Consider the following 19,211-nt stretch of genomic DNA (forward strand, 5'->3'; position numbering starts at 1 on the left):
TGCATGGGCTTTCTGCTAATGGAATTTACGGACCTAAGACTAGAGAGAAAATAGAAGCGTTATTGAAATAAAAAAAGGCCTTCTTTTTAAGAGGACCTTTTTTATAATATTAATTCTCGATATTTTTAATTACCTGTCTAACCATCTCATGTATTTGGTCAAACTGCCATTCTATATCACCTATTACTAAATGTAACTGTAGTAATTCAGAAGTTAGTTTTTCTTTATCTTCAATTTGACTTAAATTAGCTAAAATTTTATTCATTCTTTCATCTATTTGCGGAAGTTCTTTAATATTTTCCTCTTCTTCTAAAAGTTCTTCTGTTGAAATTAATGTACTATTATATTTTTCATTTAATTCTTTTAAAGCACTAAAGATTTTATCAATATTTTTCATCTATCTTAACCACCTATTTTAATTTTCTTCCAATGGCATTCTTAGTCTTAACTTCGTTCAATGTTCCATCCAAATTCAACACTACTCTTAAATTTCCTCTTTTATCGAAAACTTCTAAATGATCCTTGTGCAAATTATCTAAATAAAATCTATCGCCTTTTTTCAGATACGAATTATCCAATTTTTTATTAACTTCATAGATTGATTGGCCTTGGAATTGATTTTTTGTTTTTGTAACATTGTTTTTTATAGTTTTTCCAAATCCATCATTAAAAAATTCTTTCATATTCGATACGGATTTAGCTTCACTGGTTATCTTACTACTATTAGCATTCCCCTTAGAACCATGATCAACATCAAAAGACTTTTTAATTTGTTGAATTGTATCTTGTCCAGATTTTTGTAAGTTTAGCACATTTATAGGAACATCACTAGCTAACAGAAGTTCTTTAGCAAAAGGATTTGGTATTGACTCTAAACCTTTTTTTAAAAGTTTCCCAAAGTCTTTGGTGTCTTTTACTACTTTTTTTGATGCAGATTTACCAACATTTCCGGCACTGTTTACCCCTTTTTTACCCGACTTGCTGATTCCCTTCTCTGCGACTTTCCCGACCTTTGAAACGACGGATCCACTCTTTGTAACAGCACCACCGCCGCCTGATATGAATAGGCTGGCTACATTCAAAGTGAAATATGTGGTGTAGTGCGATTGTGAATACATATCTCCGTTACAAAGTTTTTGTCCCAGCTTTCTTTTACCTCATCCCAAGTAGAATCCCAGGCTTTTTTATAGTCGAATTCAAAAACGGACTTTATCGTTCCTTTTGGATCTAAACCGAGATCGATCCCGAATTTTGCAATTCCTAAAAGTCCTTCACCAGTTTCCTTCGAAAAATCATAATATGCCATTTGTTTGCCTTTATAGTATTCATATACTGGACCTAGGTATTTTTTACCCGCTGCATCTATAGGGGCTAAATATTCTTTAACCGTCTTCTCTGTATCATCTATACCGGCTAATAAACCTTCATATACACCGTCAATCTGTTCTTTCAAAATATCCTTGGTCGCTCGAAGAGGATTATCCCAAAACTCGAGGGATTTAACATACTCCTGTTGTTCAGTGGTGAGGTTGTCGTATCCAATCTCTTTAGCAACTTTTAGATACTCGTCAGGATCATCAACCAACGTATTGAGCTTTTTCTGTAATTCTTTGATTTCCCAATCTTTTTCTTCTTTCTTCTTAATCATCAAATAAGCTTCCGTTCGCTTCTCAATATCGCCTTTTTTCTTATGTATGTCGCTTTCACGGTATGCCTTGGCGTTGTAGTGGATGGGCGTAGCGTTTTTGCCTTTGCCAGTTGCTTCTTGGAGCTTTTGGAAATCTGACTTGATGAATTGTTCATTTGGTTCCGACATAGCATATTCTGTCAGTAAATCTTCGTCAAGATCACCTAGTTTTTCAATTGTTTTTTTGCGTTTATCATTGGCATCTGCAAGCTTTTCTTTGAAGGTTTCTGTTGAAAACAAGTCGAGCGGAAGGATGTCGTCAATGTCGTTTAGGATATCTTTCATGGCTTTTTTCTGCTCCGACATGATTGATTTTGATTTTTTATGGGCGTTAGCTAGTTCATGTTCTAGAAAAGACTCTTCAATATAAGCATCAGAGAGACCTTTGTCTTCGACAGCTCCGGCAATGCTGTTAAAGAATGCGATTTTCATGTCAATGTAGTCAATCCATTGATCAGTGACACCAACCTAATCGTGATAGAATGCTTTAATGTTATTAGCGCCTTTACCTGAGAATTCACTGTCGTCAAGTTCAGCGACGCTTTGTAAAGCTTTTCTCAAGTTGACCATTTGCGTCCTTAGTTCTTTATATTCTTTGGCGCGCGGTCTGTAGCTTCAGACATAAGTGTTTTAGCTTCAAAGACTTTCATAATCATACCCTTTCATTTAATCATATATCAAAATATTACCATGAAAGAAGAAACGAACCTAAAATTAACTTGATTGATCATATCAAAGATAGCAAATAAAAAGTTTGCGGTTTTTTTGCGGTCCGAACACTTTTTGGAAATGTTAGAATATTACATAAAAAGACATAAAAGGAGGGGTCCTGTGAATCCGGTTTTATCATCGTCAGAAGTTGGCGTAAAGATCAATGAATGGTATAAAATGATACGTCAATTTAGTGTCCCGGATGCAGAGATTTTAAAGGCAGAGGTCGAGCAAGAAATCCAACGGATGGAGGAAGATGAGTATTTACTCATTTACTTCTCCTTAATGAAATTCCGTCATCAGCTCATGTTAGATTATTTGGAACCCGTAACGACACGTATAAGACCAACTATTGAGGAACTTCTTGAAAAAATTGAGACTTCAAATAAAGGCATATCTGGCCTGTTATCGTATTATTCTCTGTTTTTCAGAGGGATGTACGAGTTTGATAAGAAGCAATACATGAAAGCTATCTACTATTATAGAGAAGCCGAAAAGCAGCTTATACATGTCCCTGATGAGATCGAAAGGGCAGAGTTTCATTTTAAGTTAGCTGAAGCATATTATGGTATGAAGCAAAGTCATGTGTCTATGCATCACGTTAAACAAGCGTTGGATATTTATAATCAATATGAACTTTATAAGGTGCGAAAAGTTCAATGTATGTTTGTTATCTCAGGGAATTATACTGATTTTAAACATTACGAAAAAAGTCAGCCGCATCTTGAAAAGGCATTAAAGTTATCTAGGGAATTGAATAACAAAAGGTTGATTAGTTCTGCACTATATAATTTAGGCACTAATTTTGCTGACAGTGGTGATTACGAGCAGGCGGAAGTATACATAAAGCAAGCAGTGGAGATTACAGAAAAAGAAAAGCTCACAAACTTGCCACATTCTTTATTTTCTTATGCAAAAATCCTTTTTAAACAAGGAAAAATGAATGAGGCTATCCAAGTAAGTAAGAAAGGTTTGTCAGCAGCTCTTTATCAAGGTGATGAGCTTTTCGCAAAATTACAGGGATATTTAAATGCTCTTTATGTCGATGCAGTGGACCAACAAGGTGTTAATAAAACCATAGAATACTTAGAAAAAAATAAGAACTATTCATATATTGAAGACATTGCCTGTGAGACCGCAGCTGCTTACGCAAACTCAAAAGAATTTGAAACATCCTATGTATATCATCAGAAAATGCTTGAGACTCAAACACAAATTCAAAGGGGAGAATGCCTGTATGACTTTTAAAAAGAAGGTATGCCTAATCCTGGGTTTGTCACTTGTTTTAGTGTGTGGTTTCGGATCCTTAACAGAAAATCAAACTCAAAACACATTTCATATTGCCTCTGATCGTTTTCAAACTTGATAATATTACATTCAACCTCCTTCAGAAATGGAGGTTTTTTTATTTGATATCAACAGAAACATTGGAATCAAATGCGATATAATTAGTCCCCCCCTTTAAATCCTTGAGGCCTAATCTTATTTTTTGGAGAGAAAAAGGCAATAGGGCACCGCTATAACTTTTGGTTCTCCAGGAAATCTCTCAGATGGGAATTAAGTGGTTTTGGGATGCAAAAAAGACGCTTTCTTATAAAAGAATAGCGCACGATTGTTGAATACCTTATCTTTCTAACTCAATGAGTTACATTTAAAGTGATTTTGAGGCATGGCTGACCAATAACACTAGCTGCCCGGTATCAAACGAATCCCCTTCACAGAGCTTCAGTGTTTTTCTTTCTGATGGACCATCGAATATGTCTTCAGGAAGTTCCAGTTCGGTAGCATTAAAGATTGTAAGTGAACAGCATTTGTCGATGTCGTGATGACAGCAGCATATTTTCTGTTATTCGAAAAATGGGGCTTCTTATCCTGAATTCATGGACTTCCGTTATATCCTTATGGACGTCTTACATAAATTTGTGGAGAGTTCCTTTGCCATGGTTCTTTTAACGCTTCAATAAAATCCTGATTTATTTTGCATAGTTTACGGTTTAGTAATCATCCATGTAACACCAAATTTATCTATCACTTCTCCATAGTATGCGCCCCATGGCTGTAAAGCAATGGGATATTTGTTTTCTCCACCCTCACCAAGCTTGGTATATGCCTCTCTTGCTTCGCTCTCATTATCATAGGTTAAAGCAAGACTGATGCTACGATTACCGACCACTTGTTCAAAGGAATCAGAAAGCATCAGAATATTGTTTCCAGCTATCTTCAAAGACAGATGCATTACTTTCTCCTTCATATCTTCTGGAGTGTCTGGTACCTCACCGAATGTTTTAAGTGATACAATTTCTCCACCGAGTGATTCTAAGTAAAAATCCGCCTGGCTTCTTGCGTCCTCTGACATTAGATAAGAGTTTAATTGTGCTCCCATGATTTCAACAACCTTTCCATTTTTAATTGTCTTTCTACGAATACAACGAATACGACTTAATGAAATCGACAAAGGAAAAAACTTTTTTAAAATCTTTTTAACATGTGGAGTTGTTCCATTAAATTGATTTTCATAAATCAGAACATTTGAGTCCCTTAAGAACCCCCCCTATCCTCCTGGATTACTTTTCGACAATTACTTTCGACGTGAAGCAGAAAATTCCTGCCAGTCATAAAAGGGTAGTACGGACGTTTATTGTTTGTGCTCACCATTTTTTAACCATAATTCATATAAATGTAAGGAAATGAGGGCAAATGAATATAAGGAATGTAATGAAAATAAGCTTCCATAACCAATGATATGGATTTACTATGTTGAGGGCCTCCTGGTTATATAAAATTCATGGTTTTTAAACTATCGGTTTTTTTAGTGTTTTTTTCATACTCCCTGAAAATCTCCTCATTAGGATAATCAGTTATTACATAGCATCACCTAAGGGATGATGCTGCTTGAACGTCTGGCTAAATCTTAATGGTGGGTGAAAGCAAATAAGTAAATAACCTGCAATGACTGAACTTTTCATCGGCAGTATGGATTAAAATAGCATCTTAAATATTTACTCACTTTGTAGATACAGACAGAGCCTCAAATGTTGGTTTCATAATAGTTGGAGATCAAGTTAGGGACTAAAGGAAGGAAAAAATCGTGCCCATTTTGTGCCCAAAATAGATATAAAATGATGCAATGAGTGTGTATTAGATAACTTCAGACGCTTGAAAGCTTCTGTAACTGACAATATACTTCCACTTTATTGAGGGCAACGAACTAATAAAGAAGATACCAAAAAGCCATTTTGGTATCTTCTTTGTTTGTTTTTTCTTTAGAGCTATTAAATCCATCTAGGAGTACGATGACTTGGCCTCAACAACAGTAACTAAATACTATATCGAATCTATTTGAGGAAACTGATTGATGATATATTGCTTGAAGTTTTCAGTGACAGGTGATAGGTGCTTCCCTTTAATCCAAGAGAGGCCAACTGTACGCTCAAACCTTGGCCAACTAATCCGAACCTTTGCGATATTCGTTTGGTCTAAGCCTTTAAAATCAGGGAGAATTGAAACACCAAGACCCGCTGCAACAAAACCTGCGATTGTTGTAGCTTCTTCACCTTCAAATACAATGTTTGGGGTAATATTAACTTGCTCAAAAATATCATCTATTGTCACTCGAAGGGCGAAACCTTCTTTCATTAAAACAAAAGGCTCATTAGCTATTTCGTTTAACGTAATATCCTCACGAGTAGCTAACACATGTTTTTTTGGCAAAAATAAAAAAAGCTCCTCCTTCCATAAGGGTTTCCACATTATATTTGATTCGACTGGAAAAGAAGCAAGTAGGCAGAGATCAAGCTCACCTGATTTTAGTTTATCTAAAAGCAAATTAGAGTGAGACTGGTTTAGTTGAAATTGAACTTTTGGGTAATTATCTTTAAACGTTCCAATTAAATTTGGAACTATTGTTGTACCCAGGGTGTGTAAAAAGCCTAAAGACACTTCACCTTGATCCGGTTTTAAAAGAGATTGAATTTCTTCCTTTCCTTCTGTATATTCTCGAATCATGGAATCAACCCTCTTGAGGAATATTTCCCCATATTTATTTAATTTAATGGACCGGCCTTGTCTATCAAAAAGCGGAACACCTAAGTGATTTTCTAATCTAACAATAGACCGAGAAAGTGCTGGCTGTGTTATTGATAACGTTTCAGCAGCTTTGGTTACATGCTGTATACGAGCAAGAGTTTGAAAGTACTCTAATTGTTCCCATTCCATAAAAAAACCTCACTTCTTATAAATCATTACATAAAAGAATTAAAATCATATTTATTATGCATTATACATCATGATTTATTAGTGTTAAGCTAAATTTAGCAGCAAAATAAATAAATTTTTATATGAATTTTAAACTATTTTCGTGTTCAGAAGGAGGACTATTTTAATGAACTATCGAATTGAAAAAGATACTTTTGGAGAAATAAAGGTGCCTGCTGATAAGTTTTGGGGAGCGCAAACACAACGTAGTAAAGAGAACTTCAAGATAGGTTCTGAAAAAATGCCAAAACGTATTGTTAAAGCTTTTGCTATATTGAAGCGCAGTACAGCTATTGCTAATAATCGTTTAGGAAATTTGGATAGTGAAAAAACAGAGGCTATTACCGCAGTTTGTGATGAAATTCTTGAAGGCAAATATGATGACAATTTTCCACTCGTTGTTTGGCAGACGGGAAGCGGTACACAAAGCAATATGAATGTTAACGAAGTTATAGCGAACCTTGCAACATCTTTACTAAAAGAGAAAGGCTCTATCCAAACCATACATCCAAATGATGATGTGAACCGCAGTCAAAGTTCGAATGACACTTTCCCAACAGCGATGCATGTTGCAGGTGTATTAGCTATCTATGAACAATTAGTTCCTGTACTTGATCAACTTCGGAACACATTAGATGAAAAAGCAAAAAAATTCAATGACATTGTAAAAATAGGTCGTACACATCTTCAAGATGCTACACCTCTTACGCTTGGACAAGAAATTAGCGGTTGGGTATATATGATTGATCGTTCGAAAGAAATGATATTGGAAGCAACTGATAAAATGCGTGAGCTTGCTATCGGGGGTACGGCTGTAGGGACAGGCATTAATGCACATCCACAGTTTGGAGAAGTTGTCTCAGAGGAGATCTCGAAGTTTACAGGCCAACATTTTAAAAGTTCACCTAATAAGTTTCATGCGTTAACTAGTCATGATGAAATAACGTATGTACATGGTGCTATGAAGGCATTAGCTGCTGATTTAATGAAAATTGCGAACGATGTTAGATGGCTTGCAAGCGGTCCTCGCTGTGGGATCGGGGAAATTTCAATCCCGGAAAATGAGCCTGGTAGCTCCATTATGCCCGGTAAAGTTAACCCTACTCAATGTGAAGCCCTTACCATGATTGCGGCTCAAATTATGGGGAATGATGCAACTATTGGTTTTGCTTCAAGTCAGGGCAACTTTGAACTAAATGTATTTAAACCAGTTATTATCTATAACTTCCTACAATCCGTGCAGTTATTGAGTGATGGAATAAAATCTTTCCATGATCATTGTGCGGTTGGTATTGAACCTAATGCGAAAACCATTAAAGAAAATCTTTCCGGATCTTTGATGCTTGTCACAGCATTGAATCCTTATATCGGATATGAAAATGCTGCAAAAATTGCTAAGTTGACTCATAAAGAAGGCTTGACGTTAAAAGAGGCTGCTGTGCAACTTAAATTGCTAACGGAAGAACAATTTGATGAGATGGTTAAACCAGAAGATATGGTGAAACCAAACATTTAAATCTTTTAAGGTGAAAACTAGTTACTGATTTGTAGCTAGTTTTTTCTTTTTTTACACTCATTGAAAATCACCTCATTAGGACAAACAGTTATTACATAGCATTACCCAAGGGGTGATGCATTTAATGAAGGTGATAATCATCGAGGGATCGCAAGCTGACAAATGCATTAACGATTGCTATCATTATTTAATAAAACTTTATAGGAAGGAGATCCAGAGTGATAGCAATATATGTAAGGGTATCGACCGAGGAACAAGCGATCAAGCAAGCATCGACAGCCAGATTGAAGCCTGTATAAAGAAAGCAGGGACAAAAGATGTGCTGAAGTATGCTGACGAAGGATTTTCTGGTGAGCTTTTTAGAACGTCCTGCTTTGGATTGCTTGAGGGAGGATGCAGGCAAAGGACTTATAAGTTCAGACATTTGCTACGCTTTCTCGGAGAGCTTATCAGCTATGAAAAAAATGATTTTCATAACTCTTTCAAATAGAGAAAGCCGGAATATGAGATCCGGCCTCTTCTGCATTATTTCCCCTTCGCCTTCTTCCGCTTTTCCTTCTCTGCCCGATAAAACTCATGAAACATCTTCATCAACGCCCGCTTTTCAATCCGCGATACATAGCTGCGCGAGATACCGAGTTCTTTGGCAATCTCTCGCTGCGTTTTTTCCTTCTTCAAATCAAGTCCAAACCGACCGACAATCACTTCCTTCTCACGGTCATCTAAAATGTCAATGTATTGTTTCACTTTTTCAAGCTCCATATTGAGCTGGATCGTATCTATCACGTCTTCGTTTTCTGATTTCAAAACGTCAATCAGGCTTATTTCATTCCCTTCCTTATCCTGCCCGATCGGATCGTGAAGGGAGACGTCTTTTTTTGTTTTTTTCAATGCGCGCAAATGCATGAGGATTTCATTTTCAATACACCTCGCAGCATACGTCGCCAGCTTTGTCCCTTTACCAGCGGAATAGCTTTCAATTCCTTTTATCAACCCGATCGTTCCGATGGAGATTAAGTCCTCTGCATCCTCACCTGTATTTTCGAACTTTTTCACAATATGGGCGACCAAGCGAAGATTATGCTCAATCAGCATGTTTCTGGCATGTTCATCCCCTTTAGCCATGAGCTCTAAGTATTTTTTTTCTTCGCTGCTTGAGAGCGGTTGTGGAAAGGCATTGTTTTTCACGTAAGATACTAAAAAGACAAGCTCTTTAACAACAAAGCCGAGCGCTGCGAAAACACCTGTCACCATCGTCACCTCCACAAAAGTATGTAGGCAAAAGCCTATATGTAAATGTATGTGACCTGGAGGCTGTCTGTGTCTGTACCGGGAAATTTCTCGCGGGGGAGTCCGGCTTTTGTAAGCAGCATACTAACTTCAAATGTTAAAAATAATCTTTATCAAGCGCCCATACATTGAAATGAACAAAGGTATGGGGGGATGGGAATGAAAAAATGGATGGCAGGCCTGTTTCTTGCTGCAGCAGTTCTTCTTTGTTTAATGGTTCCGCAACAGATCCAAGGCGCATCTTCGTATGACAAAGTGTTATATTTTCCGCTGTCTCGTTATCCGGAAACCGGCAGTCATATTAGAGATGCGATTGCAGAGGGACATCCAGATATTTGTACCATTGACAGAGATGGAGCAGACAAAAGGCGGGAGGAATCTTTAAAGGGAATCCCGACCAAGCCGGGCTATGACCGGGATGAGTGGCCGATGGCGGTCTGCGAGGAAGGCGGCGCAGGGGCTGATGTCCGATATGTGACGCCTTCTGATAATCGCGGCGCCGGCTCGTGGGTAGGGAATCAAATGAGCAGCTATCCTGACGGCACCAGAGTGCTGTTTATTGTGCAGTAGTAAAGAAGAGGCTCTTTCTTGAGCCTCTGTTGTTACAATCCTTCGCCGTGCTGAATTTTCGGGGGATAGGTTTCTGCTTTTCGCCAATATTGGCGTGTGCCTTCGTCCCGTACAACGATGCCCAGCTGTGCCAGTTCGAGACGGAATTCTTCAATATCGTCTTTTTCTTCGTCCTGCAGCGCTTTATGACGAGCTTTTAATAAGGCATGGGCGCCTTGCGATAGGTCTGGTGCATCAGGAATCCATCGGCGAAATTGATCTTTAAACGGATCACCATCTGCTGCCCATTCGTAATGATGCTGTCTAAAGGCCTTCTCAACGTTTACTGGTTTTTCATCAATTTCTTCCCGTACCAATTCATATCCGGCTGTTCCCAGGAGGACAAGCCGTTTGTGATCCATAAATACAAGAGCGATGTCATCGGAATGAATTGTTTGCACTTTTTTTCCTTTGATGAATTCCACTGTGTGATCTGTAATTTTGACAGACAGCAGCATTGCAATAACAGAATGAGCGAACCAAATCCCCGCACACATACCGAGAAGAGCAGTGATAAATGCAGCTGTAGATCCCTGAAAAGAGGTAACGAGCCGAAGCGGTCCTTCAAGAGGGATCCAGGGGAGGGATAATGCCCATTTCGCAATCTGCGGGATAAAATACCCGATTGCAAAACCGATGATTGCAAGTGCAGCGTATAAAAAGAATACAGCGGTTTTCGTAACTCCAATAAGAGTATGAGATTGATTCTGCAACATGTCACCTTCTTTTACTGAAAATATCGAATTCCTTCCCATATTTTAACTTAAAATGATGGTAAATCAAGGATAAAGTGATAATTATCGATATAAAGAGATTCAGTAATAGAACTGGCAGGCGCAGTCAGTCATGAAAAATAAAATTTACATGCGCAGACGATGTAAGCCCCATTTGTTTTCTGCGTATCGCAATACAATTCAAAGGGAACATAAAGAGTAAAGGCTTTTTAGACAATCAGGAGGAACAGATATGAAAATCGGATTAATCGGCTTAGGGAAAATGGGCATAAACATAGGAAAGCAATTCATTGACCGCAATCATCAAGCGGTTGGATATGATGTAAATCAAGCGGCTGTTGATGAACTGAAAGCATACGGAGCTGAGGGGACAACGAATCTTAAAGAGTTCATTTCTTTATTACACCCGCCGCACATCCTATGGGTTATGGTACCGCATGGTATTGTCGATGCTGTTTTGCGTGATGTATCACCTTTATTAAGTAAAGGCGATATGATTATCGAAGCTGGAAACTCTCATTATAAAGAATCAATTCGCCGCTACAATCAAATGAAAGAAGCGGGTATCCATTATCTCGATGCCGGAACGTCGGGCGGAATGGAAGGCGCACGGCATGGAGCCTGTTTTATGGTGGGGGGCGATCATGAAGCATGGGAGATTGTGGAACCGCTTTTTCGTGATACCGCCGTCAAAAATGGTTATCTATACGCTGGTGAAGCGGGAAGCGGACATTTTTTTAAAATGATCCATAATGGAATTGAGTATGGAATGATGGCCGCGATTGGTGAAGGATTCGAAGTGCTTGAAAACAGCCAATTTGATTTTGACTACGAGAAGGTTGCCAGAGTGTGGAATCACGGTTCTGTCATTCGCTCTTGGCTTATGGGATTGACTGAGCGAGCTTTCTCTAAGAATGCGAAACTGGATCAGATCAAGGGCATTATGCATTCCTCAGGTGAAGGAAAATGGACGGTGGAAACCGCGCTTGATCTGCAGACGGCAACTCCGGTCATCGCCATGGCACTGATGATGAGATACCGTTCTTTAACAGACGATACGTTTACAGGAAAGGTTGTCGCTGCGCTTCGAAATGAATTTGGAGGCCATGCGACAGAAAAAAAGTAAGGGGGCCAACAAGCCTCCTTATTTTTTTGGCACCTTTAGAAGATGAGGGAACTTTTTATAAATGACCAGCATGATGATCAGAATATATGCACCGTAAATGCTGATAGACAATAATTTATTGCTGGTGAAGTTGGCGCCTGCAATAGTGACAACAACAATATTGGGGATTTTCCCTATTAAAGACGCAAAGAAAAAAACATGCCAGCGAACTTGGCTCAGACCGCAGATCACATTCATTATAAGGGAAGGTATGACTGGTATCAGCCTTCCTAATAAAACAGCGGTAAAAGCGTTTTTGTTGAAGGAAGCCTCGTAGCTTTGTATGGCAGGGTAGGCCTGAACTTTTTTTCTGGCCCAATCTCTAAAACTGTACCTGGCGAGAAAAAACAGCAATATAGTACCAAGCATTGAGCCGGTCAGTGTAATCCAAATTCCATTTGCAGTCCCGAACACTGCGCCATTTAAAGCAGCAACCAAAGCAAACGGCACTATTGGGAAAAAAACATCGGCAGCAATCAGCAGCATACTAAATAAAACGGAAAACATCCCTCCTGCTTTGATTGCATCAAGCCAAGCTTCTTTCTGAAAAAAACCGACTGCAATGATAGCGATAATCACAAGGATACCTATTACTTTTTTTAACATGTCTATGGTCACTCCCAACTTAGGTGATGTCAGGAGCCAAAACCTCCGTCATCTAAATTAGTATAACTGGTGCCATTTCAGCGGTTCAACTGAAAACCAGGTTAAGAACACAATTCTTTTTTACCTCATAAAAAAGGCTGTCCATCTCTCTGTTTTCTGCATTCTTAATAATAGGGAGGGATAGAAATGGTAACCATAAAAAAGGATTTTATACCGCTATCAAATGATAATCGTCCTGGCTATGCGATGACGCCTGCTTATATTACGGTGCATAATACAGCGAATACAGCAAAAGGCGCTGATGCGAAAATGCACGCCAAGTTTGTGAAAAACCCGAACACATCCGAAAGCTGGCATTTTACAGTTGACGATTCAGTCATTTATCAGCATCTCCCGATAGATGAAAACGGCTGGCATGCGGGAGACGGTACAAACGGGACAGGAAACCGCAAATCGATCGGGATTGAAATCTGTGAAAATGCTGACGGCGATTTTGAAAAAGCAACATCAAATGCCCAGTGGCTGATCAGAAAGCTGATGAAGGAAAACAATATTCCGTTAAATCGTGTTGTTCCCCACAAAAAATGGTCTGGGAAAGAATGTCCGCGGAAACTCTTGGACCACTGGAACTCTTTTCTAAACGGAATTTCTTCCTCGGATACACCTCCAAAAGAATCTTCACCATCATATCCTCTGCCGTCTGGGGTTATAAAGCTCACTTCGCCTTATCGAAAGGGCACAAACATTCTCCAGCTGCAAAAGGCTTTAGCTGCACTTCACTTTTACCCTGATAAGGGAGCCAAAAACAATGGCATAGATGGAGTTTACGGACCGAAAACAGCGAATGCCGTCAAGCGTTTTCAACTCATGAACGGATTAACTGCAGACGGGATTTATGGGCCAAAAACAAAGGCCAAGCTTAAATCGAAGTTAAAGTAAATGCAGGATTTAACGGATAACCTGTTTCCAGTGCGGATTCAGGTTATTTTCTTTTCTTTGGTTTGTGTGTTTTTCAGATTGGAAAGAAGGGAATTTTAAAAAATCATCAGCTGCGCCGCAATGAAAGCAGAATGATATTCACTGAGGGGGACACGTTAACTATAGGAAAAAACAGTGATAGCGAAAAACTCTTCATTGAACGAAGAGAAACAGAGGTATAACATTAAAGTGAGGCTTTTGGGGGTGTAAAGATGAAACATTTTATCATCCTTTTCCTTCTGCTGTTCGTTACAGCAGGATGCGAGGGAAGGGGATACGAAGACGTTGTAGCATTTGGTGACAGTAATACGCGTGGCTCAAATTGGGATTATCGCGATTATCCAAAAGCACAGCAGTGGGTCAATATATTAAAAACAGCTGAGCGCGGTAACCTTGATATACTCAATGCGGGAATCGGCGGACAGACGACAGAGGATGCCCGTCTCCGATTTCAGACAGATGTGCTGGATCAAAAACCGAAGTATTTGTTTATTATGTTCGGCACCAATGACGCTGCCATACTGACTGAAGGGAAACCGAGAGTGTCGAAGCAGCGTTTTAGAGAAAATCTGGTTTATTTTATTGAAGAAAGCAGAAAACACGGGATCAAGCCTATCTTAATGACGTGTATCCCAATTATAGAAGGTAATGGGAAGCATCATCTGTTTTACTATTCCAGATACCAAGCAGCTGCTTTTGAACCAAAAGGCGGAGCAAGGAAATGGCACAACTCATATAACGATATTACAAGAGATGTGTCGAAGCGCCTGGATGTCCCTCTTGTAGATAACTGGAAGCATTTTATAGAAGCAGACGGCGGAAAAGCAACTGATGAAGCGCTTATCCAATCTGGTTTAATAGATCCTTCTGGAAATCATATGACACCTAAAGGGGCAAGGATCGTATATGAAGGAATACAAGATGGGCAGATCCTGCAGCGTTGAGCCGGACAACCGCCTAGTCCGATTTATTTCTCCTACATAGGCTGTTATAAAACCTTATTAAGGAGGCGCTTCACATGTATGGCGCAGGCAGAGCATATGGATACGCTTTTATTGTTGTTTTAGTTGTTGTTCTCCTGGTTGTGGGCGGGATATACTGGTTAGCATAATAACCGGCCCTTTAAAACACCTCTTTTTAGGGGTGTTTTTTGCTGAAAATAGTAGTAAAGCGCGCAGCCAAAGTGATATAATATCAGTCATCTGAGTAAAAAAAGGAAATACGCCCGGAAAAAATAGACAAATTCCTATTAAGAAGATACGGAAATAATATGTCCGAGCGATCTTCTTTTTATTTCGTTTTCAATTAACTCGATAAAGTCACGGTTTAAATTCATTTCGGTGGCTTTGAAATAAGATTCTATTAGTAATTCATCAGACAGTTTTCTCATGCTAGGAACCCAATTAATGGGAGAGGCACCTCCTTAAAAGTTGGAATCATTCATGATTTTAACGCATACAATGATAAGTTGCGTTCATCTGAGGTTGAAGTTATCTTTAATCTACCATGAAATGCATATAAGAACAATCGTTCTGTTATCCACACCAAAAAGTGGATAACTTGTGAGTATCGTGTTTATAATTTGTCTAAAGAGTGATGTAATAAGAGTGGATAGTGTGTGTAAATTTATCCACACCTGGTGAAGAAACCCAATTTTTGTCGAAATTTTTTTGCTCAGTTTTTCTTTAGGCGCAAGTTCGATTTTTTTCGACAATCATTTTGAAAGATAGAAAAAGGGAAGGGTGCGGGTTTTGTTAAAAAAGTTTTTTTTACCTGACGAGTTTGTAAAAAATATTTTTCATATTACACCTGAGAAATTAAAGGAACGAAATGTAAAAGGGATTATTACTGACCTGGATAATACGCTTGTTGAATGGGACAGACCGAATGCGACGCCGCGATTGATCGAGTGGTTTGAAGAAATGAAGGAACACGGCATTAAAGTGACAATTGTCTCTAATAATAACGAAAGAAGAGTGAAACTTTTCTCAGAACCGCTTGGAATCCCATTCATCTATAAAGCAAGAAAACCGATGGGTAAAGCCTTTAATAGAGCGGTGCGCAATATGGAGCTGAAAAAAGAGGACTGCGTTGTCATCGGAGACCAGCTGCTGACCGATGTACTCGGGGGAAACCGAAACGGCTACCATACGATTTTGGTCGTGCCAGTCGCTTCCTCTGACGGATTCATTACGCGCTTTAACCGCCAGGTCGAACGCAGAATACTGAGTGCTCTCAAACGAAAAGGGCACATTCAGTGGGAGGAGTAAGAAATGGAAAAGGTTGTTTGTATCGGGTGCGGAGTTACGATCCAAACCGAGGACAAAACAGGTTTGGGGTACGCGCCGCCTGCATCGCTTACGAAAGAAAATGTGATTTGCCAGCGTTGCTTCAGACTGAAAAACTATAATGAAATACAAGATGTCTCCTTAACTGATGATGATTTTTTGAACATTCTTCACGGTATTGGAGAAACGGACTCTCTTGTCGTAAAAATTGTTGATATTTTTGATTTTAACGGCAGCTGGATTAATGGGCTGCAGCGCTTGGTGGGGGGAAACCCTATCTTATTAGTTGGCAATAAAGCGGATATTTTGCCTAAGTCACTGAAAAGAGAGCGTCTGATCCAATGGATGAAGCGTGAAGCGAAAGAGCTTGGCTTAAAACCGGTTGACGTATTTTTGGTCAGTGCGGGACGCGGCCAGGGAATAAGAGAAGTAATTGACGCGATTGAGCATTACCGCAACGGAAAAGACGTCTATGTTGTCGGATGTACAAATGTAGGAAAGTCAACCTTTATTAACCGGATTATTAAAGAAGTGTCAGGTGAAGAAGATATTATTACAACATCCCAATTTCCTGGCACAACCCTTGATGCGATTGAAATCCCGCTGGATGACGGTTCATCGCTTTATGATACACCGGGAATTATCAACAACCATCAAATGGCGCATTATGTCAATAAAAAGGATCTGAAAATATTATCTCCTAAAAAGGAGCTGAAGCCTCGCACATTCCAGCTTAATGATCAGCAAACACTGTATTTTGGCGGACTTGCAAGGTTTGATTATGTGTCTGGGGAAAGATCTCCTTTTATTTGCTATATGCCGAATGAGCTGATGATTCATAGAACAAAACTTGAAAATGCAGACGCGCTTTATGAAAAGCATGCAGGGGAATTGCTCACACCTCCGGGTAAAGATGAAATGGATGAGTTTCCGGAATTGGTCGCCCATACGTTTACGATAAAAGACAAAAAGACAGATATCGTTTTCTCTGGGTTAGGCTGGGTTACTGTCCATGACGCCGATAAAAAGGTAACTGCATACGCGCCAAAAGGCGTTCATGTATTTGTTCGGCGTTCATTAATTTAAGAAAAGGGGAGAGGAGTATGAAAAAGCTGTACGGGGTTATCGGAAATCCGATTGGCCATTCTATGTCACCTGATATTCATAACGCATCATTGAAAGACCTCGGGCTTGACGGACATTATCATGCCTTCAAGGTAGAAGAGGATGATCTGGAGGATGCGGTAAAAGGAATAAGAGCTCTAGGCGTACAAGGAATCAATGTGACTGTTCCGCACAAGGTTTCCATTATGGATTATCTGGATCATATTGATGAGAGTGCAAAAGTGATCGGTGCCGTAAACACGGTCAGAAGAGAGGGAGATAAGCTTGTCGGATACAATACCGATGGGGAAGGCTTCGTGAAGTCATTAATGAAGGTATTAGACAAGCCCATCTCTGAACTGTCATTCTTAATGATCGGCGCTGGCGGAGCGGCGAGAGCCATTTTTACAACAATTGTCCGAAATACCCCGAAAAAATTTGACATTTGCAACCGGACGTTAGAAAAAGCAAAGCGGCTTACAGAAGCTACTCCCTCGTTTCACAATAAAGAAGTATTAAGCATAAAAGAAGCAGAAGAACGTCTTGAGCAGTATGATGTTATCATCCATACAACGTCTGTGGGCATGTATCCGAACGTGGATGATGTGCCGCTTTCATTACAGCGTGCCGCGAGCAGTGCCGTCGTATGTGATATCGTGTATAATCCAATACAGACGGCCCTTTTAAAGGAAGCAAGCCAAAAAGGCTTGAAAACACTCGACGGTGTGGGCATGTTTGTTGAACAGGCAGCATTGTCTTTCCAATTGTGGACTGGACAAGAGCCTGATATTGAAAAAATGAGATCCATTGTAATAGGAAAATTAGGAGGAACAGAATGTTAACAGGTAAACAAAAACGTTTTTTGCGTTCTAAAGCGCATCATTTAACGCCGATTTTTCAAGTAGGTAAAGGCGGAGTAAACGACAACATGATTAAACAAATTGCTGAGGCGCTTGAAGCGAGAGAGCTGATTAAAGTCAGCGTGCTTCAGAATTGCGAAGAGGATAAAAACGATGTAGCGGAAGCTCTTGTAAAAGGAAGCCGCTCTCAATTGGTGCAGACAATCGGCAATACGATTGTGTTATATAAGGAATCAAAGGAAAATAAACAAATCGAGCTTCCTTAAAGGTGGTTGAAATGAAGAAAATCGGAATTTTCGGAGGCACGTTTGACCCTCCGCATAATGGTCACCTCTTAATGGCGAATGAGGTGCTGTACCAGGCGGGGCTTGATGAAATTTGGTTTATGCCTAATCAAATTCCGCCGCATAAACAGAACGAAGACTATACCGACAGCTTTCATCGCGTGGAAATGCTAAAGCTTGCAATTCAATCTAATCCGTCCTTTAAGCTGGAGCTTGTTGAAATGGAAAGAGAAGGACCGTCATATACCTTTGATACCGTTTCTTTACTGAAGCAGCGTTATCCAAATGATCAGCTGTTCTTTATTATCGGCGCTGATATGATTGAATATTTGCCGAAATGGTATAAGCTGGACGAGCTGCTGAACCTCATTCAATTTATTGGAGTAAAGCGCCCCGGTTTTCATGTTGAAACCCCTTATCCGCTTCTCTTTGCAGACGTTCCGGAATTTGAGGTATCATCAACTATGATAAGGGAACGGTTTAAAAGCAAGAAGCCCACTGACTACTTAATCCCTGATAAAGTGAAGAAGTATGTAGAGGAGAATGGTTTATATGAATCGTGAGGAGGCACTTGCATGCGTGAAGCAGCAATTGACCGAACACCGATATATCCATACGGTTGGCGTGATGAACACGGCGATCGAACTTGCGGAGCGTTTTGGAGCCGATTCTAAAAAAGCGGAAACAGCGGCAATCTTTCATGATTACGCCAAATTCCGCCCGAAAGAAGAAATGAAACAAATTATTGCGCGAGAAAAAATGCCTGCGCATTTATTGGATCATAATCCGGAGCTCTGGCACGCTCCGGTCGGCGCTTATTTGGTCCAAAGAGAGGCAGGGGTTCAAGATGAAGACATTCTTGACGCCATTAGGTATCATACCTCAGGGCGCCCCGGCATGACACTTTTAGAAAAAGTCATTTACGTTGCCGATTACATTGAGCCAAATCGGGCATTTCCCGGTGTCGATGAGGTGCGTAAGCTTGCTGAGACAGATTTGAATCAAGCGCTGATTCAGTCCATTAAAAATACAATGGTTTTTCTTATGAAAAAAAATCAACCGGTTTTTCCAGACACATTTTTAACATATAACTGGCTTGTGTCTGGCAGCTGAACAGGAGGAATT

21 protein-coding genes and 2 pseudogenes are annotated in these 19,211 nt (G+C 39.7%); 13 read left to right on the plus strand and 10 right to left on the minus strand.

Going from position 1 to position 19,211, the window contains the following annotated elements; genetic code table 11:
* Window positions 1–109 precede the first annotated feature (109 nt).
* From PUN35_RS01505 to PUN35_RS22455, 3 genes and pseudogenes are all read right to left on the minus strand, one after another.
* Window positions 110–397 carry a hypothetical protein gene (locus PUN35_RS01505; protein WP_014480331.1) on the minus strand — a complete coding sequence of 96 codons (288 nt, stop codon included), beginning with the start codon at window positions 395–397 and terminating at the stop codon, window positions 110–112.
* Between the two features lie 13 nt (window positions 398–410).
* Window positions 411–1,118: a hypothetical protein gene (locus PUN35_RS22450; RefSeq protein ID WP_014480330.1), complete on the minus strand. Its 708-nt coding sequence runs from the start codon at window positions 1,116–1,118 to the stop codon at window positions 411–413.
* Between the two features lie 385 nt (window positions 1,119–1,503).
* Window positions 1,504–2,337, minus strand: a pseudogene (locus PUN35_RS22455) (ribonuclease YeeF family protein); the annotation flags it as partial.
* Window positions 2,338–2,518: 181 nt separating this feature from the next.
* On the opposite strand from PUN35_RS22455, the gene PUN35_RS01515 reads away from it, so the two are divergent.
* Window positions 2,519–3,646: a Rap family tetratricopeptide repeat protein gene (locus tag PUN35_RS01515; RefSeq protein WP_014480328.1), complete on the plus strand. Its 1,128-nt coding sequence runs from the start codon at window positions 2,519–2,521 to the stop codon at window positions 3,644–3,646.
* Between the two features lie 739 nt (window positions 3,647–4,385).
* On the opposite strand, the gene PUN35_RS01520 is transcribed toward PUN35_RS01515, so the two are convergent.
* Window positions 4,386–4,781, minus strand: a complete 396-nt coding sequence (locus tag PUN35_RS01520) for a VOC family protein (RefSeq protein WP_014480327.1) — start codon at window positions 4,779–4,781, stop codon at window positions 4,386–4,388.
* A gap of 941 nt (window positions 4,782–5,722) precedes the next feature.
* Window positions 5,723–6,613, minus strand: a complete 891-nt coding sequence (locus PUN35_RS01525; RefSeq protein WP_014480326.1) for a LysR family transcriptional regulator — start codon at window positions 6,611–6,613, stop codon at window positions 5,723–5,725.
* Window positions 6,614–6,779: 166 nt separating this feature from the next.
* Here PUN35_RS01525 and fumC point away from each other — a divergent pair, with 166 nt between their 5' ends.
* The gene (gene fumC, locus PUN35_RS01530) at window positions 6,780–8,168 is read left to right on the plus strand and encodes a class II fumarate hydratase (protein WP_014480325.1); all 1,389 of its coding nucleotides are present in this window, start codon (window positions 6,780–6,782) and stop codon (window positions 8,166–8,168) included.
* 218 nt (window positions 8,169–8,386) lie between these two features.
* Window positions 8,387–8,599, plus strand: a pseudogene (locus PUN35_RS01535) (recombinase family protein); the annotation flags it as partial.
* On the opposite strand, the gene PUN35_RS01540 reads toward PUN35_RS01535, so the two are convergent.
* Together PUN35_RS01540 and sigK are read right to left on the minus strand one after the other, a co-directional pair.
* On the minus strand, window positions 8,596–8,694 hold the full coding sequence (locus tag PUN35_RS01540) for a hypothetical protein (protein ID WP_031600702.1): 99 nt from the start codon (window positions 8,692–8,694) through the stop codon (window positions 8,596–8,598). The pseudogene PUN35_RS01535 and the gene PUN35_RS01540 overlap by 4 nt on opposite strands.
* Window positions 8,694–9,422 carry an RNA polymerase sporulation sigma factor SigK gene (gene sigK, locus PUN35_RS01545; protein WP_013308023.1) on the minus strand — a complete coding sequence of 243 codons (729 nt, stop codon included), beginning with the start codon at window positions 9,420–9,422 and terminating at the stop codon, window positions 8,694–8,696. The genes PUN35_RS01540 and sigK overlap by 1 nt, the downstream gene beginning before the upstream one ends.
* Window positions 9,423–9,617: 195 nt before the next feature.
* Here sigK and nucB point away from each other — a divergent pair, with 195 nt between their 5' ends.
* Window positions 9,618–10,028 carry a sporulation-specific Dnase NucB gene (gene nucB, locus PUN35_RS01550; RefSeq protein WP_009967785.1) on the plus strand — a complete coding sequence of 137 codons (411 nt, stop codon included), beginning with the start codon at window positions 9,618–9,620 and terminating at the stop codon, window positions 10,026–10,028.
* 32 nt (window positions 10,029–10,060) lie between these two features.
* Here the strand turns inward: nucB and PUN35_RS01555 are convergent, their stop codons facing one another.
* Window positions 10,061–10,783, minus strand: coding sequence for a YqeB family protein (locus tag PUN35_RS01555; RefSeq protein ID WP_014480321.1), 723 nt, complete (start codon window positions 10,781–10,783; stop codon window positions 10,061–10,063).
* A 250-nt stretch (window positions 10,784–11,033) separates the two neighbouring features.
* Here PUN35_RS01555 and gnd point away from each other — a divergent pair, with 250 nt between their 5' ends.
* Window positions 11,034–11,927, plus strand: coding sequence for a phosphogluconate dehydrogenase (NAD(+)-dependent, decarboxylating) (gene gnd / locus PUN35_RS01560; protein ID WP_014480320.1), 894 nt, complete (start codon window positions 11,034–11,036; stop codon window positions 11,925–11,927).
* Window positions 11,928–11,945: 18 nt separating this feature from the next.
* On the opposite strand, the gene PUN35_RS01565 is transcribed toward gnd, so the two are convergent.
* Complete coding sequence (locus PUN35_RS01565) at window positions 11,946–12,572, minus strand: TVP38/TMEM64 family protein (RefSeq protein ID WP_014480319.1); 627 nt, start codon at window positions 12,570–12,572, stop codon at window positions 11,946–11,948.
* Between the two features lie 186 nt (window positions 12,573–12,758).
* Here PUN35_RS01565 and cwlH point away from each other — a divergent pair, with 186 nt between their 5' ends.
* Entirely contained in the window at window positions 12,759–13,511 is a 753-nt protein-coding gene (cwlH, locus tag PUN35_RS01570) for an N-acetylmuramoyl-L-alanine amidase CwlH (RefSeq protein ID WP_014480318.1), read from the plus strand.
* A gap of 251 nt (window positions 13,512–13,762) precedes the next feature.
* Complete coding sequence (locus tag PUN35_RS01575) at window positions 13,763–14,494, plus strand: SGNH/GDSL hydrolase family protein (protein WP_003229964.1); 732 nt, start codon at window positions 13,763–13,765, stop codon at window positions 14,492–14,494.
* Between the two features lie 305 nt (window positions 14,495–14,799).
* Here the strand turns inward: PUN35_RS01575 and PUN35_RS01580 are convergent, their stop codons facing one another.
* Window positions 14,800–14,940 (minus strand): sporulation histidine kinase inhibitor Sda, encoded by a 141-nt coding sequence (locus tag PUN35_RS01580; RefSeq protein WP_003226124.1) that lies wholly within the window; start codon window positions 14,938–14,940, stop codon window positions 14,800–14,802.
* Window positions 14,941–15,301: 361 nt separating this feature from the next.
* Between PUN35_RS01580 and PUN35_RS01585 the strand changes: the two genes are divergently transcribed.
* Genes PUN35_RS01585 through yqeK form a run of 6 tightly spaced genes read left to right on the plus strand, consistent with a single transcriptional unit; the run spans window position 15,302 to window position 19,199 of the window.
* The gene (locus PUN35_RS01585; RefSeq protein WP_003226126.1) at window positions 15,302–15,820 is read left to right on the plus strand and encodes a YqeG family HAD IIIA-type phosphatase; all 519 of its coding nucleotides are present in this window, start codon (window positions 15,302–15,304) and stop codon (window positions 15,818–15,820) included.
* Between the two features lie 3 nt (window positions 15,821–15,823).
* Entirely contained in the window at window positions 15,824–16,924 is a 1,101-nt protein-coding gene (gene yqeH / locus PUN35_RS01590; protein WP_003229966.1) for a ribosome biogenesis GTPase YqeH, read from the plus strand.
* Between the two features lie 17 nt (window positions 16,925–16,941).
* Window positions 16,942–17,784, plus strand: a complete 843-nt coding sequence (gene aroE, locus PUN35_RS01595; RefSeq protein WP_014480317.1) for a shikimate dehydrogenase — start codon at window positions 16,942–16,944, stop codon at window positions 17,782–17,784.
* Entirely contained in the window at window positions 17,778–18,068 is a 291-nt protein-coding gene (yhbY, locus tag PUN35_RS01600) for a ribosome assembly RNA-binding protein YhbY (RefSeq protein ID WP_003226133.1), read from the plus strand. Before aroE ends, yhbY begins: the two co-directional genes overlap by 7 nt.
* A gap of 11 nt (window positions 18,069–18,079) precedes the next feature.
* Window positions 18,080–18,649 carry a nicotinate-nucleotide adenylyltransferase gene (locus PUN35_RS01605; protein ID WP_004398676.1) on the plus strand — a complete coding sequence of 190 codons (570 nt, stop codon included), beginning with the start codon at window positions 18,080–18,082 and terminating at the stop codon, window positions 18,647–18,649.
* Window positions 18,639–19,199, plus strand: a complete 561-nt coding sequence (yqeK, locus tag PUN35_RS01610) for a bis(5'-nucleosyl)-tetraphosphatase (symmetrical) YqeK (RefSeq protein ID WP_014480316.1) — start codon at window positions 18,639–18,641, stop codon at window positions 19,197–19,199. The genes PUN35_RS01605 and yqeK overlap by 11 nt, the downstream gene beginning before the upstream one ends.
* The last annotated feature ends 12 nt before the right edge of the window (window positions 19,200–19,211 follow it).

This window comes from Bacillus sp. N3378-2at (assembly GCF_033412715.1).
Classification (GTDB): Bacteria; Bacillota; Bacilli; order Bacillales; family Bacillaceae; genus Bacillus; species Bacillus subtilis.

Bases quoted from the DNA above. Each gene is read 5' to 3' on its own strand.
- yhbY (WP_003226133.1), top strand. From the start codon at position 17,778: ATGTTAACAGGTAAACAAAAACGTTTTTTGCGTTCTAAAGCGCATCAT.
- PUN35_RS01605 (WP_004398676.1), top strand. From the start codon at position 18,080: ATGAAGAAAATCGGAATTTTCGGAGGCACGTTTGACCCTCCGCATAAT.
- PUN35_RS01575 (WP_003229964.1), top strand. From the start codon at position 13,763: ATGAAACATTTTATCATCCTTTTCCTTCTGCTGTTCGTTACAGCAGGA.
- PUN35_RS01540 (WP_031600702.1), bottom strand. From the start codon at position 8,694: ATGCAGAAGAGGCCGGATCTCATATTCCGGCTTTCTCTATTTGAAAGA.
- PUN35_RS01505 (WP_014480331.1), bottom strand. From the start codon at position 397: ATGAAAAATATTGATAAAATCTTTAGTGCTTTAAAAGAATTAAATGAA.
- PUN35_RS01565 (WP_014480319.1), bottom strand. From the start codon at position 12,572: ATGTTAAAAAAAGTAATAGGTATCCTTGTGATTATCGCTATCATTGCA.
- yqeK (WP_014480316.1), top strand. From the start codon at position 18,639: ATGAATCGTGAGGAGGCACTTGCATGCGTGAAGCAGCAATTGACCGAA.
- yqeH (WP_003229966.1), top strand. From the start codon at position 15,824: ATGGAAAAGGTTGTTTGTATCGGGTGCGGAGTTACGATCCAAACCGAG.
- PUN35_RS01525 (WP_014480326.1), bottom strand. From the start codon at position 6,613: ATGGAATGGGAACAATTAGAGTACTTTCAAACTCTTGCTCGTATACAG.
- nucB (WP_009967785.1), top strand. From the start codon at position 9,618: ATGAAAAAATGGATGGCAGGCCTGTTTCTTGCTGCAGCAGTTCTTCTT.
- PUN35_RS01520 (WP_014480327.1), bottom strand. From the start codon at position 4,781: ATGGGAGCACAATTAAACTCTTATCTAATGTCAGAGGACGCAAGAAGC.
- cwlH (WP_014480318.1), top strand. From the start codon at position 12,759: ATGGTAACCATAAAAAAGGATTTTATACCGCTATCAAATGATAATCGT.
- sigK (WP_013308023.1), bottom strand. From the start codon at position 9,422: ATGGTGACAGGTGTTTTCGCAGCGCTCGGCTTTGTTGTTAAAGAGCTT.
- PUN35_RS01580 (WP_003226124.1), bottom strand. From the start codon at position 14,940: ATGAGAAAACTGTCTGATGAATTACTAATAGAATCTTATTTCAAAGCC.
- fumC (WP_014480325.1), top strand. From the start codon at position 6,780: ATGAACTATCGAATTGAAAAAGATACTTTTGGAGAAATAAAGGTGCCT.
- gnd (WP_014480320.1), top strand. From the start codon at position 11,034: ATGAAAATCGGATTAATCGGCTTAGGGAAAATGGGCATAAACATAGGA.
- PUN35_RS22450 (WP_014480330.1), bottom strand. From the start codon at position 1,118: ATGTATTCACAATCGCACTACACCACATATTTCACTTTGAATGTAGCC.
- aroE (WP_014480317.1), top strand. From the start codon at position 16,942: ATGAAAAAGCTGTACGGGGTTATCGGAAATCCGATTGGCCATTCTATG.
- PUN35_RS01555 (WP_014480321.1), bottom strand. From the start codon at position 10,783: ATGTTGCAGAATCAATCTCATACTCTTATTGGAGTTACGAAAACCGCT.